The sequence below is a fragment of the Devosia sp. P3_B2 genome, from assembly GCF_056402875.1.
Map to the genome: position 1 here is coordinate 237924 of NZ_JBFUGO010000010.1, position 15777 is coordinate 253700.

General features: G+C 65.1%; 22 protein-coding genes. 8 read left to right on the plus strand and 14 right to left on the minus strand.

Translation table 11 applies throughout. From position 1 onward, the window contains the following. Position 1 precedes the first annotated feature (1 nt). Entirely contained in the window at positions 2-742 is a 741-nt protein-coding gene (locus AC1DV8_RS16170; RefSeq protein WP_477158156.1) for a P-loop NTPase family protein, read from the minus strand. Further along, the gene (locus AC1DV8_RS16175; RefSeq protein ID WP_477149179.1) at positions 739-1926 is read right to left on the minus strand and encodes an AI-2E family transporter; all 1188 of its coding nucleotides are present in this window, start codon (positions 1924-1926) and stop codon (positions 739-741) included. Before AC1DV8_RS16175 ends, AC1DV8_RS16170 begins: the two co-directional genes overlap by 4 nt. 33 nt (positions 1927-1959) lie before the next feature. On the opposite strand from AC1DV8_RS16175, the gene purM reads away from it, so the two are divergent. Genes purM through AC1DV8_RS16195 form a run of 4 tightly spaced genes read left to right on the plus strand, consistent with a single transcriptional unit; the run spans position 1960 to position 4623 of the window. Continuing rightward, positions 1960-3036, plus strand: coding sequence for a phosphoribosylformylglycinamidine cyclo-ligase (gene purM / locus AC1DV8_RS16180; RefSeq protein WP_477149178.1), 1077 nt, complete (start codon positions 1960-1962; stop codon positions 3034-3036). 2 nt (positions 3037-3038) lie between these two features. Next, positions 3039-3521 (plus strand): P-loop nucleotide/nucleoside kinase family protein, encoded by a 483-nt coding sequence (locus tag AC1DV8_RS16185; protein ID WP_477158157.1) that lies wholly within the window; start codon positions 3039-3041, stop codon positions 3519-3521. Then, a complete protein-coding gene (gene purN, locus AC1DV8_RS16190) occupies positions 3514-4113 on the plus strand; it encodes a phosphoribosylglycinamide formyltransferase (RefSeq protein ID WP_477149176.1) in 600 nt (199 codons plus the stop codon). Before AC1DV8_RS16185 ends, purN begins: the two co-directional genes overlap by 8 nt. A 3-nt stretch (positions 4114-4116) precedes the next feature. Then, on the plus strand, positions 4117-4623 hold the full coding sequence (locus AC1DV8_RS16195) for a P-loop nucleotide/nucleoside kinase family protein (RefSeq protein ID WP_477158158.1): 507 nt from the start codon (positions 4117-4119) through the stop codon (positions 4621-4623). Here AC1DV8_RS16195 and AC1DV8_RS16200 read toward each other — a convergent pair. After that, entirely contained in the window at positions 4620-5585 is a 966-nt protein-coding gene (locus AC1DV8_RS16200) for a bifunctional helix-turn-helix transcriptional regulator/GNAT family N-acetyltransferase (protein WP_477158159.1), read from the minus strand. The genes AC1DV8_RS16195 and AC1DV8_RS16200 overlap by 4 nt on opposite strands. A gap of 158 nt (positions 5586-5743) precedes the next feature. On the opposite strand from AC1DV8_RS16200, the gene AC1DV8_RS16205 reads away from it, so the two are divergent. From AC1DV8_RS16205 to AC1DV8_RS16215, 3 genes are all read left to right on the plus strand, one after another. Beyond that, entirely contained in the window at positions 5744-6130 is a 387-nt protein-coding gene (locus tag AC1DV8_RS16205) for a tautomerase family protein (protein ID WP_477158160.1), read from the plus strand. Positions 6131-6152: 22 nt separating this feature from the next. After that, on the plus strand, positions 6153-7043 hold the full coding sequence (locus tag AC1DV8_RS16210; RefSeq protein WP_477158161.1) for a DMT family transporter: 891 nt from the start codon (positions 6153-6155) through the stop codon (positions 7041-7043). A gap of 102 nt (positions 7044-7145) precedes the next feature. Further along, positions 7146-7730, plus strand: coding sequence for a carboxymuconolactone decarboxylase family protein (locus tag AC1DV8_RS16215; protein WP_477158162.1), 585 nt, complete (start codon positions 7146-7148; stop codon positions 7728-7730). Here AC1DV8_RS16215 and AC1DV8_RS16220 read toward each other — a convergent pair whose 3' ends face one another. From AC1DV8_RS16220 to AC1DV8_RS16245, 6 genes are all read right to left on the minus strand, one after another. Continuing rightward, positions 7731-8216: a VOC family protein gene (locus AC1DV8_RS16220; RefSeq protein WP_477149170.1), complete on the minus strand. Its 486-nt coding sequence runs from the start codon at positions 8214-8216 to the stop codon at positions 7731-7733. Between the two features lie 78 nt (positions 8217-8294). After that, on the minus strand, positions 8295-8588 hold the full coding sequence (locus tag AC1DV8_RS16225) for a DUF1330 domain-containing protein (protein WP_477158163.1): 294 nt from the start codon (positions 8586-8588) through the stop codon (positions 8295-8297). 9 nt (positions 8589-8597) lie between these two features. Next, positions 8598-10100 carry an Asp-tRNA(Asn)/Glu-tRNA(Gln) amidotransferase subunit GatB gene (gatB, locus tag AC1DV8_RS16230; RefSeq protein WP_477149168.1) on the minus strand — a complete coding sequence of 501 codons (1503 nt, stop codon included), beginning with the start codon at positions 10098-10100 and terminating at the stop codon, positions 8598-8600. After that, complete coding sequence (locus AC1DV8_RS16235; protein WP_477158243.1) at positions 10097-10576, minus strand: N-acetyltransferase family protein; 480 nt, start codon at positions 10574-10576, stop codon at positions 10097-10099. The genes gatB and AC1DV8_RS16235 overlap by 4 nt, the downstream gene beginning before the upstream one ends. A 15-nt stretch (positions 10577-10591) precedes the next feature. Beyond that, a complete protein-coding gene (locus tag AC1DV8_RS16240) occupies positions 10592-11113 on the minus strand; it encodes an N-acetyltransferase family protein (RefSeq protein WP_477149167.1) in 522 nt (173 codons plus the stop codon). A gap of 27 nt (positions 11114-11140) precedes the next feature. Next, entirely contained in the window at positions 11141-11449 is a 309-nt protein-coding gene (locus AC1DV8_RS16245) for a chorismate mutase (RefSeq protein WP_477158164.1), read from the minus strand. 310 nt (positions 11450-11759) lie between these two features. On the opposite strand from AC1DV8_RS16245, the gene AC1DV8_RS16250 reads away from it, so the two are divergent. Further along, the gene (locus AC1DV8_RS16250) at positions 11760-12017 is read left to right on the plus strand and encodes a YjhX family toxin (RefSeq protein WP_477158165.1); all 258 of its coding nucleotides are present in this window, start codon (positions 11760-11762) and stop codon (positions 12015-12017) included. Between the two features lie 372 nt (positions 12018-12389). On the opposite strand, the gene AC1DV8_RS16255 is transcribed toward AC1DV8_RS16250, so the two are convergent. The 5 genes from AC1DV8_RS16255 to AC1DV8_RS16275 form a co-directional block, all read right to left on the minus strand. Beyond that, positions 12390-12704, minus strand: coding sequence for a hypothetical protein (locus AC1DV8_RS16255; RefSeq protein WP_477149164.1), 315 nt, complete (start codon positions 12702-12704; stop codon positions 12390-12392). A gap of 123 nt (positions 12705-12827) precedes the next feature. Next, complete coding sequence (gatA, locus tag AC1DV8_RS16260; protein ID WP_477149163.1) at positions 12828-14312, minus strand: Asp-tRNA(Asn)/Glu-tRNA(Gln) amidotransferase subunit GatA; 1485 nt, start codon at positions 14310-14312, stop codon at positions 12828-12830. Positions 14313-14407: 95 nt separating this feature from the next. Continuing rightward, positions 14408-14887: a GNAT family N-acetyltransferase gene (locus AC1DV8_RS16265; protein ID WP_477158166.1), complete on the minus strand. Its 480-nt coding sequence runs from the start codon at positions 14885-14887 to the stop codon at positions 14408-14410. Between the two features lie 4 nt (positions 14888-14891). Continuing rightward, entirely contained in the window at positions 14892-15179 is a 288-nt protein-coding gene (gatC, locus tag AC1DV8_RS16270) for an Asp-tRNA(Asn)/Glu-tRNA(Gln) amidotransferase subunit GatC (RefSeq protein ID WP_477149161.1), read from the minus strand. Positions 15180-15261: 82 nt separating this feature from the next. Continuing rightward, positions 15262-15777 (minus strand): hypothetical protein, encoded by a 516-nt coding sequence (locus tag AC1DV8_RS16275; RefSeq protein WP_477158167.1) that lies wholly within the window; start codon positions 15775-15777, stop codon positions 15262-15264.

Below are 15777 nucleotides of genomic sequence, written 5' to 3' on the forward strand. Positions count from 1 at the left end.
TTCATTCATCGTCGTCGGCTCCGAGGTCTAGGGCCAGTTGAGTATCGTCGCGCAGCGCGCTGCGGTGCCTGAGCGCTTCGCTGGCAATGGCACGATTGATGGCGGTACCGCGCTCCAGCGCCATGCGATCCATCATCCCCGCAAGCGCAACCGCTTCTTCCGACGATCGTTCCATGCGAGCCACCAGGTAAGCGATGATCTTGGGCTCAACGGTCACCTGGCGGTCATCGAACAGCTTCACGAACATCTGTGACAATTGGATATCGTCGCTCAGTGACACAGTGAAATGCGCCGCGAGTCTGGCCCGCGATTTCAAATCATCGGTCGCGAACGGCCAGTTTGCAACCGACTCCCGCGCCGTCAGCAGCACCGGCCGCCGATCGCGCATCGATTGGTTGAGAAGGTGGAACAGCGCCGCCTCGTCATAGCCCGCCCGATCGGCATCCTCGACCACCAGTGGCTGCGTCCCACCATCGCGCGACAACGCCTCGGCGGTCGGCGGAGTGGCGTGCTCGGCCCCTGCCCGCTCTGCCCAGATCCGCGCCAAATGCGATTTCCCCGCGCTCGCCGCGCCCTCGATCAACGTCAGTGGTCCGGGCCAATGTGGAAATGCCAGGATATGCGCATGCGCCAGCCGGTTGCCCTCGCCGACGATGAAGTCGGCCTCTGCATGCGATGCCTCGTGCCCCAGATCCAGCGCCAGCTGGCCGCGCCCCGGTTGAGCGGAATCAGCGATGATCATTTCTCCGCCGCAACGCGCGGCTTCCGTGCCGGTTTCGCCACCACCGCCTGCGCTTCTGCGGGAAGGTCGTCGGGTCCGAGATAGAGGCTCGATTGCTGATACTTGGTCAGCGCGAACCGCGTCAGCACCCCCGAGATGGCCGCAAGCGGCACCGCCAGCAGCAGGCCGACAAAGCCGAACAGCAGGGCAAAGGCGAACAGCGCGAACATCAGCCAGACCGGGTTGATGTTGATGCTCTGCCCGACCAGCTTGGGATAGAGGATGTTGCCCTCGAGGAACTGCCCGACGATGTAGATTAGCAGCACGATCAGCACGAACACCCAGCGATCGGGCCAGAACTGCACCAGGGCCACCGTCATCGACAGGGCGAAGCCGACGAAGAACCCCACATAGGGCACGAAGCTCAGGATGCCGCCGATCAGCCCGATGGCCAGCCCGTAGTTCAACCCCGCGAGCGTCAGCGACGTGGCGTAGTACACGCAGAGCACTAGGATGACCGAGCCCTGCCCGCGGATCACGCCGGCCATCGCCTTGTCGATATCGGCGATCACGCCACGGATTTCACCGCGATAACGGCGCGGCAGCAGGTCATCGACCTTCTTGACCATGCCCTCCCAGTCGACCAGCAGGTAGAACGCGACAACCGGGGTGATGAACAGCACGGCGATGGTGTTGATCACCGTCAGCCCGCTCTGCGCCAGCGTCGCGGTGATGATTCCAGCGAACTCGACGCCACGGCCGATGAGGTCGGTGAGGCTGTTTTCGAGTTGCGCCGTGCGCTCTGGACCGAGCCATTCGGTGAACTGCGGCATGTATTGCCGCAGCAGGTCCTGCAAATCGGCAACATATCCAGGCAAGCCGGCGATGAGACCACCGACCTGCACCGCGACCAGCGGCACCAGGGCCAGCAGCAGCCCGAGCAGCAGGATCAGCACCAGCAGCAGCACCAGCATGGAGCCCCACGAACGGCCAATCCCCAGCTTCTGCAACCAGTTAACCACCGGATTGAGCAGGTAGGCGAGCGTCAGTCCCACGACGAACGGCAGGAGGATCGACCGGAAAACCCAGAGCAGCAGGATGGCCGCAAGAAACAGCCCCGCCCAGATCACGACCTGATATCTTAGGCTCAACGTCCCGGGCGTCTCTTGCTTCACCGAGGTGGAGCGGTTATCAGCGCTCGGCAATTCCGCAACCCCTGAAAATCTGGCGAACAGCCCATGTCCGACGCGCAAAACGTGCCATCAAACGGGCTCTCGTACAAGCAGGCCGGCGTCGACATAGACGCGGGCAACGCGCTTGTCGAGGCCATCAAGCCCGCCGTCCGGTCCACCCGCCGCTCCGGCGCCGACGCGGAAATCGGCGGCTTCGGCGGCCTGTTCGATCTTAAGGCCGCCGGTTTCGTCGACCCGATCCTCGTCGCCGCCAATGACGGCGTGGGCACCAAGCTGAAGATTGCCATCGAGACCGGCAATAACGGCACCATCGGCATCGACCTCGTCGCGATGTGCGTCAACGACATCATCGTGCAGGGCGCCGAGCCCTTGTTCTTCCTCGACTATTTCGCCACCGGTAAGCTCGACGTCGCCACCGGCGCCGCGATCGTCGAAGGCATCGCCGAGGGCTGCCGCATTGCCGGATGCGCGCTGATCGGCGGCGAAACCGCCGAAATGCCGGGCATGTACCATGGCAAGGACTACGACCTCGCCGGCTTCGCCGTCGGTGCCGCCGAGCGCGGCACGCTGCTGCCGCGTGAAGATGTCGAGGCCGGCGACGTGCTCGTCGCCATCGCGTCCTCGGGCGTCCATTCCAACGGCTATTCGCTGGTTAGGAAGATCGTCGAAGTCTCAGGCATCGACTGGTACCTGCCGGCCCCGTTCGAGCCCGGTAAGTCGCTCAGCGACGCGCTGCTGGTCCCGACCCGCATCTACGTCAAGCCGCTGCTCTCGGCGCTGAAGGCCGGCATCGGCATCAAGGCCCTCGCCCACATCACCGGCGGCGGCTTCATCGACAACATCCCGCGCGTCCTGCCCGACAGCCTGTCGGCCCATATCGAGCTGAACCGGATCACCGTACCCAAGGTGTTCGGCTGGCTGGCCCGGGTCGGTGGCATGAACGAGCGCGAGATGCTCCGCACTTTCAATTGCGGCGTCGGCATGCTCTGCGCCGTCTCGAAGGATGACGCGAGCAAACTCGTCGAACATCTTGCTGCAGCTGGCGAAACCGCCGCAATCGTCGGTGAACTCCGCCCCCGCACTGGCGAACCCGTGACATTCGAAGGCGCACTGGCCCTCTAGCAATGGCCGGTCCGCGCGGTCGCCTCATCATCATCTGCGGCCTGCCCGGATCGGGCAAGACTACGCTCGCGGCCGAGCTGGTCGACCGCCATCACGGCGTCCGCTATTCGCCCGACGACTGGATGGATGCCCTCGGCATCAACCTGTGGGATGAGCAGAAGCGTGCCGGCATCGAGACGCTGCAGTGGCAGGCGGCGCAGAGTCTGCTGGCCCTTGGCGGCACCGCCGTTATCGAGTGGGGCACTTGGGCCCGTTCCGAACGCGATGCCCTGCGCGAGGGTGCGCGTGCCCTCGGTGCCGCTGTGGAACTCATCCATATGGATGCCCCAATCGACGTGTTGCTCGACCGCGTCACCCAGCGCGGCAGGGAATCGCCGCCGATCGGCCGCGCCATGCTAGAAGATGCCGCGGCGGCGTTCGAAGTGCCGACGCCGGACGAACTCGCCCTCTACGATCCCCCAGCAAAGGCCATGCCTCGTGACTGAACCCAAGAAGCGCGTCGCCATCCTCATCTCCGGCCGCGGTTCCAACATGTCCGCGCTGATCGAGGCCGCCAAGGCGCCGGACTACCCGGCGCAGATCGTCGGCGTGTTCGCCAACAAGCCCGATGCAGCAGGCCTGCAGTCCGCCGCCAGCCACGGCATCGCCACCGCCTGGCGCTGGCACAAGGACTATCCCAGCCGCACCGGGTTCGAGCTGGCGCTGAGCGACGTGCTGAAGCTCTGGCGCCCCGACATCATCGCGCTCGCGGGCTTCATGCGTATCTTTACGCCCGAGTTCACCGCCAAGTGGGAAGGCCGGATGATCAACGTCCATCCCTCGCTCCTGCCGCTGCACAAGGGCCTCCACCCCCAGCAGCAGGCGCTCGATGCCGGCGACAGCGAGAGCGGCTGCACCGTGCATTTCGTTACCCCCGGCATGGACGAGGGCCCGGCCATCCTGCAGCGCCGCGTGCCGATCCTGCCCGGCGACACCGAGGAGACGCTGGGTGCCCGCATCCTCGTCGAAGAGCACCGTGCCTATCCCGAAGCGCTCGCCATGCTGGCGCGCGGCGAAGCCCTCTACCGGCCGGGCTGAGCCATGCTAATCGCGCTCAGCGGCCTCCCCGGCAGCGGCAAGTCGACGATCGCCAAACTGGTCGCGGCCCGCCTTCGCGCGGCCTATCTGCGCATCGACAGCATCGAACAGGCGCTGATCCGGGCCGGGGCGGCCTCACCCGTCGGCGTCGAGGGCTACGCGGTCGCTTTCGCAATAGCCGAAGATACGCTGCGCGCCGGTACCGCCGTGGTTGCAGACGCGGTCAACGCCGCCGCCATCAGCCGAGACGCGTGGCACGAGCTCGGCGGAGGGCTCGCGGTCCGCACTCTACTGGTTGGCGTCCATTGCTCCGACCCGGTCGAACACCGCCGCCGCGTCGAAACCCGCGCCGCCGAGATCGCGGGCCACGCGCTGCCGACCTGGGCCGAGGTAGAGGCCATCACATTCGAGCCATTCCCGTCGGGGACCCTGGTCGTCGACACGTCGCACGAGCCTCCCCCCGATGCGGTCGACCGCATCATCGCCCGCCTCGCTCCGTCGGCCCCTTAGGCCGCCTTCGTCGCCGAGTGGCCGCGCCAGATCATGTAGACATTGGCCCGGTCATAGGGCGAGCCCGCGCGGACCGCCGGCTGGTGCTCAAACCCGGTGCGTTCGTAAAGATGGATCGCTGATTCGAGCCGGGTATTGGTCTCGAGGAACAACTCCCGCCCGCCCAGCCGCTCGAACTCGGCGATCGCCGCCTCGATCAGCCGCCGGCCGATGCCGACGCCCTGCGCCGATGGGTCGACGCCCATCTTGGTGAGCTCGTATTCCCCCGGCGCGTGCTGCTTCAGCGCACAGGTCCCCACGACCGCGCCACCGAGCAGCGCGAACAGCACGGCGCCACCGTGCTCGACGATCGCCTCGGGGTTCGACATCACCTCGATATCGTAGGGTTCCAGCACGAAGTAGCGTTCGAGCCAGATGGCGTTGAGCCGGTAGAAGTGCTCCCGCAACTCCGGTCGCAGCGGGACGATCCGGACGGCGTCCTGCTGATGCGCGCGCACCTTGGCCGCGATGATATCCGCCAGCCCCGGCGCCGCCACCTGCTCGAGCCCGGAGAGCAGCGCCCCCGCATCGAGCCCGGCGCCGCGAACGCGCTCTGCCAGGCCCTCGCGAATAGCCCGCCACAAGGGCTTTGCTGCCTGCAGGGTCGCCTCGGCCTTTGCGGTCAGCGCCAGCCGCCGCGTGCGCCTGTCGTCGGCATCGCTCGACGTACTGACCCAGCCATCGCGTACCAGCCGCGTCGTCAGCTGGCTGATCGCCGAATGCGTCTGCCCGACAGCCGTAGCGATCTCGCCCACAGTCAGCGGGCCGCGATCGTGCAGCAGCCGCAGGATCGGGAACCAGCGGCCCTGCAGCTCAATGCCGTGGCGCGCATAGATCTCGTCCGCCATCGCATAGAGCTGGTCGCTGATCGCCTTGAGCTGGCTGCCAAGGGAGAGCAGCCCCATGTCGCCAAGATAGGTCATCTTCGTTCCTCGAAGCAGAGATATGTAAGTACTAACATATCCTCGCGATGCGAGCCAGAGGCATCCGCCCATCACCAGAATCGATGGGTCCCATCGTCAAAATCGGTTCGACGCGACTCCCCTTGCGGGTTCATCTATGGCGGCTTGGAGAATTGCCCATGCCGTCCACACGCGTCGAAACCCGAGCCGGCTGGCTCGGCGGCCGCCACGCCGAGTTCATCGCCGCCGTCCAGCGGGCGCTGGTCGAGGGCATCCGCATCCCGCAGCAGGATCGCGACATCCGCATCCTCGAATACTCCGGCGAAGCCTTCGCCCCGCCGCCCGGACGCGGCCCTCACTACACGATCATCGAGATCGCCATGTTTTCCGGGCGGTCGCTGGATGCCAAGCGCCGGCTCTATGCCAGTCTCGTCGCCGAGTTGGCCGCCTTCGACATCGCCCCGTCCGACCTCAAGGTCATCGTCCATGACGTGCCGCGCGAAAATTGGGGGCTGGGCGGCAAGGCTGCTAGTGACATAGAACTCGGCTTCAAGGTCGACGTCTGACCAACGGAACGGATCACCCCCCATGAAACTGCAATACTGGCTGCTCATCATCCTGCTCGGCGCCGTCTGGGGCTGTTCGTTCCTGTTCAACGCCGTGCTGATCCGGGAGATCAGCCCGCTATGGGTCGCAGCGGGGCGCGTCACCATCGGCGCCGCAATTTGCTGGGTGGTCTTCTTCACCACCCGCAAGAAGCTGCCCACCGATCCCAAGCTCTATGTGCAGTTTCTCATTCTCGGCATTCTCAACTACGCCATCCCGTTCGCGCTGTTCCCGTTCGCCGAGCAGACCGTCGCCAGCTCCATCGTCGGCGTCATCAACGGCATGACCCCGATGACCACGGTGATCGTTTCGCAGCTCTGGCCGGGCGGCGAGAAGGCGACCTGGAACAAGGTGGTGGGCGTTGCCATCGGCTTTGCCGGCGCGGTCATCCTGTCCCTGCCCTCGCTCGGCGTCGGCGCCTCGGCGCAGGTGATTGGCCTGCTCGCGGCGTTCGTTGCCACGCTCTGCTATGCCCTGACGCTCAACTATGCCCGGCGTTTCGCCAAGGTCGAACCTTATGCGGTCGCCTCGAGCTCGCTGACCGGCGCGGCACTGGTGTCGATCCCCATCGCGCTGTTCTTCAGCGGCATCCCAGTGATCACCCTGCCCGAGACCTGGGCGGCGCTGTTCGGCATCTCGGTGTTCTCCACCAGCTTCAGCTTCCTCCTGGTCTACTGGCTGCTGCCCCGCGTCGGCGCCACCAACCTGTCGCTCAACACCTTCATCACCCCGATCTCGGCGATCCTGCTGGGCGTCTTGGTCCTGCACGAGCGCTTCGAGCTGGTGCACATCCTCGGCATCATCGTGATTTTCCTCGGCCTCGTATTCATCGATGGCCGCCTGGTGAAAGGCTGGCGCAAAGCGCCGGCCTGATCTCCTCCCTGCCCTAACCGGTGATAGAGCACTTCCGTTCAAGTCCGGTTCAGCTTCGCGACCTAGTGTCCTCAGTCATCATATGACCTGAGGAGGCCAGACGTGTTTATCGGAACGATCGACGAAAAGGATGCCACTGGCGAGATCGCCGAGATTTACCGGGATGAGGCCAAGGCGCTTGGCTTCGTCATGGAAGGCACCAAGTGCTGGACAGCGCTGCCGCACCTCTCCCCGATGGTCGAGCATCTGCTGCATGCCGCGCGCAACAGCTTCTCGCTGGGCCTGGTGAGCTGGCGGCTGATCACCCTGATCGCAGCCAAGCAGATCCCGTCCACCTACTGCTCGCATGTCTATGCCAAGCTGCTGGTGAACGACCTGGGCTCGAAGGAGAAGGTGTTCGCCATCCAGCACGATTTCCGCAGCGCCGGCCTCGCGGCCAAGACCGTTGCGATGCTGGCTTACGCCGAGCAGGTTGCGCGGGACGCCAGCCTCATCACCGAGGAGGATGTCGAAAGGCTCCGCAAGCACGGCTTCACCGACCGGGAGATCGCCGACATAGCCTTCTGCGCCTCCTACCGCTGCTTCATGAGCCGATATTTCGATGCCGTCGGTGCGATGCCCGAATCCACCTGGCTCGATCCCGATCCGGCGTTCCGTGCCGCAATGACGGTGGGCAAGCCGACCTAGCTACCAGACGGGCCGCGATGCCGAGCCGCGGTCCTCCGGCTGCTGCTGATCGATGGCAGTGCGGCGTTCGCCATCCTCGATGATCACGTCCTCGCGCATGGCAAGCTGGGCGGTTGGCGTCGACACGTCGATCACCATGCCGTTGAGATCGCGGATCAGCCCACGCGTCTGGCCGTAGTCGAGCGCGATCGCCTCGGACACCACCTCGGCGCCCATGGCGCGCGCCCGGTCCAGCACCTCGAACACGTCGTCCACCTCGAAGGTCAGGTAGGTCCCCTCGTGCATGCCCCAGGCGTGGCGCGGGGTGAACTGGCTCATCTGGTCGATCAACCCGATCTGCACATTCGCCTGACCCTTCGGCGTGAGCACCACGAACCAGTCGCTGTCGTAGATCGTCTCGAGTCCGAACAGCTCCTTGTAGAACTTGGTACTGTCGGCGAGGTCCTTGCAGAGGACATTGAACAGGACACGGTTGAGCACGGACATCGCAGGCTCCTTTGACGGGGGTTTCTCGTCAACGATGCGGAGCGGGGGACGGTTCCGAAACCGGCGCCTATTCGTGCGTCAGCCGTCAAAACCCTCGACGATGGCAAAGTTGGCGGTGCTGGAGTTCAGCCGCGTCTTCATTGCCTCCTGGTATTCCGGCGAGTGGTATGCGCGGAACGCGTGGTCGTAGCTCGGAAACTCGACCACTACGACGCGAGGGCCGACCTGGCCCTCGACGACGCTCACTTGGCCGCCCCGAACGACGAACCGGCCGTCATTGGCGGCCAGGAAGGGCCGGACTAAGGCCTGGTACTGCTTGTACGTCTCGGGGTCGCTGACCTCGATGTTGACGACCCAGTAGCCCTTGGCCATCGGCCCCTCCTACTCGAGCCCCAGCTTCTTCTTCAGGATCTCGTTCAGCGCCTGCGGGTTGGCCTTGCCGCCCGAGGCCTTCATGGCCTGGCCGACGAACCAGCCGAGCATGGTCGGCTTCGCCTGCACGGCAGCCACCTGGCCCGGGTTGGCTGCGATGATCTCGTCGATCACCGCCTCGATGGCGCCCAGGTCGGTCACCTGCTTCATGCCGCGCCGCTCGACGATCTCGGCCGGCTCGCCTTCGGGCTCCTCGGCGATGATCACCTGCAGCAGGTCCTTGGCGCCCTTGGACGAGATCGTCCCGGCCGCCACGAGGTCGACGATGCCGGCGATCTGGCTCGGCTTGATGTGCGTCTCGAACGCCGACAGCCCCTGGCTGTTGGCGAACGCTGCGATGTCGCCGGTAACGAGGTTGGCCACCGCCTTGCCGTCGCGCTTGGTCCCGCCGAACTTCACCGCGGCTTCGTAGTAGTCGGCCGTCTCGCGCTCCAGCGTCAGCACCATCGCGTCATACGGCGTCACGCCGTATTCCTTGATGAAGCGGGCTTCCTTGTCGTCCGGCAGCTCTGGCAGGTGCTTGGCCAGCTCGTCGATGAAAGCCTGGTCGAATTCCAGCGGCAGGAGGTCCGGATCGGGGAAGTAGCGATAATCGTGCGCCTCTTCCTTGCTCCGCATCGAGCGCGTCTCGCCGGTCTTGGGGTCGTAGAGCCGCGTCTCCTGGTCGATCTTGCCGCCATCCTCGAGGATGTCGATCTGGCGACGCGCCTCGAACTCGATAGCCTGGCCGGCGAAGCGGATCGAATTGACGTTCTTGATCTCGCAGCGCGTGCCGAACTCGCCGCCGGGCTTGCGCACGGAAACGTTGATGTCGGCGCGCATCGAGCCCTGCTCCATGTTGCCGTCGCAGGTGCCGAGATAGCGGAGGATAGTGCGCAGCTTCGAGAGGTACGCCTTGGCCTCGTCGGAGTTCCGGAGGTCGGGCTTCGACACGATCTCCATCAGCGCCACGCCCGAGCGGTTGAGATCGACGAAGCTCAGGTTCGGGTGCTGGTCGTGGATCGACTTGCCGGCGTCCTGCTCAAGATGCAACCGCTCGATGCCGATCTCGATGTGCTCCTCGCCGCCCATGTCGAGGAACACCGAGCCCTCGCCGACGATCGGATCCTTGAACTGGCTGATCTGATAGCCCTGCGGCAGGTCCGGATAGAAATAGTTCTTCCGATCGAAGATCGAGCGCTTGTTGATCTTGGCCTTGAGCCCCAGCCCGGTCCGCACCGCCTGGCGCACGCACTCGTCGTTGATCACCGGCAGCATGCCGGGCATCGCCGCGTCGACGAAGCTCACATTGGAGTTCGGCGGCGAGCCGAACTCGGTCGAGGAGCCGGAGAACAGCTTGCTCTCGGATGTCACCTGCGCATGCACTTCCATGCCGATGACGATCTCCCAGTCCCCGGTGGCTCCCTTGATGAAGCTCTTGGGGTTGGGGGTGCGGGTATCGATGAGGGTCATGGGCTAAGGCTCTTGTTCATTCCAACTTTGTCTATGGCATAACCGAGCGAGGCGGAAAACTTCTCCCTGCGCCAGACGACAGCAAATCCGTGCCGCTGGTAGAAGCCGATCGCTCGCGCGTTGCTGGCCAGCGTCTCGAGCTCGGCCAATGGGTAGTGGGCGGCCCTGATCTCGGCGACCAGCGCTTCCAGCAGCAGACTGCCGACACCGCGCCCCTGCGCCTGAGGCGCTACCCAGAGGTCCGAGATCAGCTGGTTGCTATCCTCGCGTGCGCCCCAGCCGAGCGCCTGGCCGCCGGCTTCGGCAACGAGGATGGTCGGTGCATGACTGACCCCGAAGCCACGGAACTCCTCGCGCAACCGGTCGCGATCGACCCTGCCGGCGTCGCCCTCGGCAAAGGCGCTGGCCTTCCAGGCGGCAAAGCCAATGTCGCCAAGGATCACGGCCTCCTCCGGCCGGGCGCGCCGCACCGTCATGCTCACGTTGATTTCTCAGTCTTCGTCGTCGGTCAGCGGACCGCGGTACGGGGAGAGCCGCTTTTCCAGCCGCACGCTGGTTTGCGGGTCGCTGCCGGTGGCGCCCTCGCGCTTCAGCACCAGGATGCGATAGCCCTGGTGCTGGTAGAAGTTCACGGCCCGCACGTTGTCGCTCAGCGTATCGAGCTGCACCCGGTCGGCGCCCTCGAGCTCGATGATCGATTCCATCCGCCTGAGCAGCAGCGAGCCGATGCCCTGGTTCTGCAGCGACGGGGTGACAAACAGATACGGGATGTAGGGCCGGCTCCGCGCCCGCGCGCACCAGGCCACCGGAGAGCTGTCGATCTCGGCGACAATGGTGCGGTCCAGCAGTTCGTGGACGGCAATGCCAAGCCGGCGCTTCTCGTTCTGGCGGCTAGCCGCTTCCCCGCTGAGGAAGGGCTTCAGGTCGCGCTCCCAGGCGAGCAGCGCGATGTCGGCGAGACGCTCTGCCTCGCTCGCCACAGCCTTGCGGATCGTGATCTCCGGCGACGTCATCGAAGTCTCCACTGCAACCAGCCTAACTCAGCCGTGGCGCTTGCGTGCAGCGATAATGCCCTTTTCGTAGTTCACATTCCAGTTGATCAGCGTGCGCCAGATCAACTCTGCCTGGTCCTCGTCGAGTTCCAGCTCTTCGGCGCGTTTGCGCTGCTTGGCGATGATCGACTCGATGCGGGTCGGGTCATACGCCTCGTGCGGATCGGTCTTGATCTCAGCCATCCGCGTCACATAGCCGTGCCGCTCGGCGAGCAGGGTCAGCAGCGCCTGATCGATCCGGTCGATCTCGACGCGTACATCTTCCTTGGTCTGGCATTCGGCGGGGGCTTTGGTCACGGGGGAGGCACTCGTTGACAGGACTTTCACTGTTGCTGGTTTGCACCGGCGGAACCGGGATTGCAACCGCAACGCTGGCGCAGAATCCGCTCATCGGCTATTCAGCCATCGTTCATCGGCAAGGCGATATCGCGGCGCCGTCAAGAAATGGACTGCCCCATGTCTAGCAAAGTTGAGATTGCGTAGTACCCCGTCCGCCCGCTGAGCCCTAGGGCTCACGACGCGTTGCGACGGGGTTTGGAACCAGGCGACCTGCCAGGCGAGATGCTGGCCGGGCCTTCTTTCCACGCATCCCAAGGTCTAGACTTTCATGGATATTTCCCGCGAGGAACAGCGGGTGCTGCACGCACTCGCGCAGGGCGGCGCTATTCACGTGCTCAAAGCCCCGAACGGCAAGGTCGTCCGCGTCGAATGCCTCAACCGCGACGGCTGGTTGATGCAGCAATGCAACCTCAGCCTGTTCCGCAAACTGAAGAACAAGAACGCCATCGCCTCCAGCAGCGGCCGCCCCTACCGCATCACCCGGCGCGGCCTCGAACTGGTGCGAAGCGAGTACGACAACAGGTAGCGTCGATGGTCCCCTCTTCACCTCCCCCGTCATGGGGGAGGCCGGGAGGGGGCCGTCTCTCTCGACCTGCAAAGAAACTTATCCCCGCACTCCGGCCATCTCGTACCTTCCCTCCACCTTTCCGATGCGAGGCGCTACGCGGCGTCGCGGGGAGGGTTCGGGCTGGTTGGGAGGCGTCCCGGCCAGGGCTTGGTGGAAGCGTCCGCTTTGCGCACCATCGGGCCAAAAGACCGTTCGCAATGGGCGGGGCGAGAGTCCCAACCTTGTACAGTTCGGCGGACGACCGCCACAGGGACGAAGTCCCGCCCATGCCGCTTTCGCAAGAAACGGCAAGACTGACAAGAAACCCCGAGGCCCAAGGCCGTCGGGCTTCTAGTGCTGCGTGACGCCGCTCAATTCCTTGGCGATGTGTTCCCACTCGGCGGACACGCTTGCCGTGGCGCGCTTGCGGCCGGCGCGGCGATACCAGTAGTCGGCATTGCCCATGTCGGCTTCGATCCAGTGCAGCAGCGCGTGCACCCAGTCGAACTCGAACGTGCCCTCCATCGCCTGGACGATGCGATGCGCTTCTTCCCATTCGGGGCCGACGCGCAACTCGCCCTTCTTCATCCACCACAGGGCCTGCAGAGGCTTGGACATATCCTTGGGCGGGGCCGACCAGTCGAGGGTCGTGAACACATCGGCCATGGAGCCAATCCTCTGAAACGAAACCACCGGCTTGGCCGGGAGGTCGACAAGTCTCAATTTGCGCATGGGCGGCAAATAGTGCTGAAACCGCTAGGCTTCAAGCGGTTTCGACTCTGATGGTGACTACCACCACTTGTCAGGAGAGAAGTCGATGCCGGCCGAACGCTCGATGACACGGCCCGCCGCGAACAGCGTTTCCTCGTCGAACGGCTTGCCGATCAGCTGCAGGCCGAGCGGCAGACCTGCGCCGTCCTTGCCGGCCGGAACCGCGATTCCCGGCAGCCCGGCCATGTTCACGGTCACCGTGAACACGTCGTTGAGGTACATCTTGACCGGATCGGCCTTCATGTCCTCGTCGCCGATGCCGAACGCCGCCGACGGGGTCGCCGGGGTCAGGATGGCGTCGACGCCGTCGTTGAAGACGATCTCGAAGTCGCGCTTGATCAGCGTACGGACCTTCTGCGCCTGCACGTAATAGGCGTCGTAATAGCCCGCCGACAGCACATAGGTGCCGATCATGATGCGGCGCTTTACCTCGCGGCCAAAACCATCGGCGCGGGTCAGCTCGTAAAGGTCGGTGATGTCCTTGCCGGTATCGCGCAGGCCGTACTTCACGCCGTCATAGCGGGCGAGGTTCGAAGACGCTTCGGCCGGCGCCACGATGTAATAGGCCGGCAGCGCGTACTTGGTATGCGGCAGCGAGATGTCGCGCACCGTGGCGCCCTCGGCCTTCAGCCAGGCGATGCCCTGCTGCCACAAGGCCTCGATCTCGGCCGGCATGCCGTCCATGCGGTACTCGCGCGGAATGCCGATGACGAGGCCCTTCACGCCGCGCTCCACCGCCGCGGCGAAGTCCGGCACGGCGAGGTCGACGCTGGTCGAGTCCTTGGGGTCGAACCCCGACATCGAGGTCATCATGATCGCCGCGTCCTCGACGGTGCGGGCGATCGGGCCGGCCTGGTCAAGCGACGATGCAAAAGCCACCACGCCCCAGCGCGAGCAGCGGCCGTAGGTCGGCTTGATGCCCACGGTGCCGGTCAGGGCTGCCGGCTGGCGGATCGAGCCGCCGGTATCCGTCGCCGTCGCCGCGGCACAGAGCCAGGCGGAAACCGCCGAGGCCGAACCACCGGACGAGCCGCCCGGCACCAGCTGGGCGTTCGAGTTGTTCGCCCGCCACGGGTTGATCACCGGGCCGTAGTAGCTGGTCTCATTCGACGAGCCCATGGCGAACTCGTCCATGTTGAGCTTGCCCAGCATCACCGCGCCGTCGCGCCACAGGTTGCTGGTGACGCTCGATTCGTACTCGGGCTTGAAGCTGTCGAGGATGTGGCTCGCCGCCTGGGTATGGACGCCCTTGGTCGCGAACAGGTCCTTGATCCCCAGCGGAATCCCCTCCAGTGGACCGCCCTGCCCGGCCGCAAGCTTGGCGTCGCTGGCCTTTGCCTGCGCCTGCGCCTGCTCGCCGGTCACCGCCACATAGGCATTGAGCTTGGGGTTGGCCCCCTCGATCGCCGTCAGATAGGCGCCGGTGAGTTCGCTCGAGGTGAAATCCTTGGCCTTCAGCCCATCACGAGCGGCGGCAAGGGTCAGGCGGGTAAGGTCGGTCAAAGGCTTGGCTCGCGAGGAAAGGACGCGGGAGATTAGTCGACCGCCGTTCCTATAGCTGTGTTGCGATTATCGCAACATTCGCAACACTGGTCGCATCAAGCGACGGCCGGTTGCCCGATGCGCTTCTCGAAAAACACCGACCACTCGCTCTCGGGATAGTCGAGAAACGGCCCGCGCTCGGTGAAGCCCGAGTTGGTATAAAGCCGGTGCGCTTCGCTCATCCCCGGCCCCGTCCCGGTCTCCAGCAGCAAGTGCGAGATCCCCTTCGACCGCGCCAGCTCGGTGATCGCTTCGAGCAGCCGCGAACCCACCCGCTGACCGCGAACCGACGGCCGGGTGTACATCCGCTTCACCTCGCCCTCGTCGGCCGAGATCACCTTCAGCGCCCCGCAGCCGACAGCCTCGCCGACCTCGTTGCGCGCCACGAACAGCGTGGTGTCGGCGCCGGCCATCTGCTCGACCGTCATCTTGAACTGGAACTCCAGCGGCGACAGCGGAATCAGGTGCGTGTTCAACTCTTCGACCAACCCGCGGACATCATCCTGCAGCGGCGTCTCGATGGCGATGGTGACCATGGCGCTACTCGACGACCTTGGGCACCATGAAGAAGTTGTCTTCGGTCAGCGGCGCGTTAGCGACGATCTTGTCCGGGTAGCCACCGTCGGTGACCTTGTCCTCGCGCCGGCGCAGCGTCATCGGCGTCACCGAGGTCATCGGCTCGACGCCCGTCACGTCGACCTCACCGAGCTGCTCGACGAAACCGAGAATGGCATTGAGCTCATTGCGATAGGTCTCGACCTCGCCTTCCTCGATGCGAATGCGGGCGAGGCGCCCAATACGCTTCACGGTGGCGGCATCTACCGACATGGGGTCACTCCGAACGTCACGATTTCCGGCGTTCTAGCAACGGAACCGGGGGAAGAAAAACGAAAAGCGTTGATGGGCGCCATCAAACTTCCAAGGCCATGCCGGCCTCGAGCGCCACCAGCGCCGTGCCAGCGAGCCGATCGCGCAGCGCCGCGATCGCCCTCTCCCCCACCGCATCGGGCCCGGCAACCGCGATCAGCCGCGGCCCGAATGCGTCCAGCACTTCGGCCGCAAGCCTGTCGCCCTCGCCGCCAAACACCACAACCACTGCATCCCGCGCCCAGCGCCCGGCCTTAGGCACGGCACCAGCCAGCAACAGCAGGGGCGCCTCGCCGACCGCCGCAATCAGCGCGCCGCCGGCCAGCCCGTGCGCCGTCACCTCGCCCAGCACATCCTCATCGAGCATTGTCCCTGCCCGCCCGGGCTGCCACAGCACCGGATCGATCTCGGGCAAACTGCCATCGAGCGCAAACGTCGCATCGGCCCCCGAGACCAACTCCTCGGGCACCACGCCGCCAACTCCGGACGGATCCGCCACGAGTATCTTGCCGCCGATGTGGATGCGGATCGTGGTGCCGCCGAACCAGGTGAGTTTCAT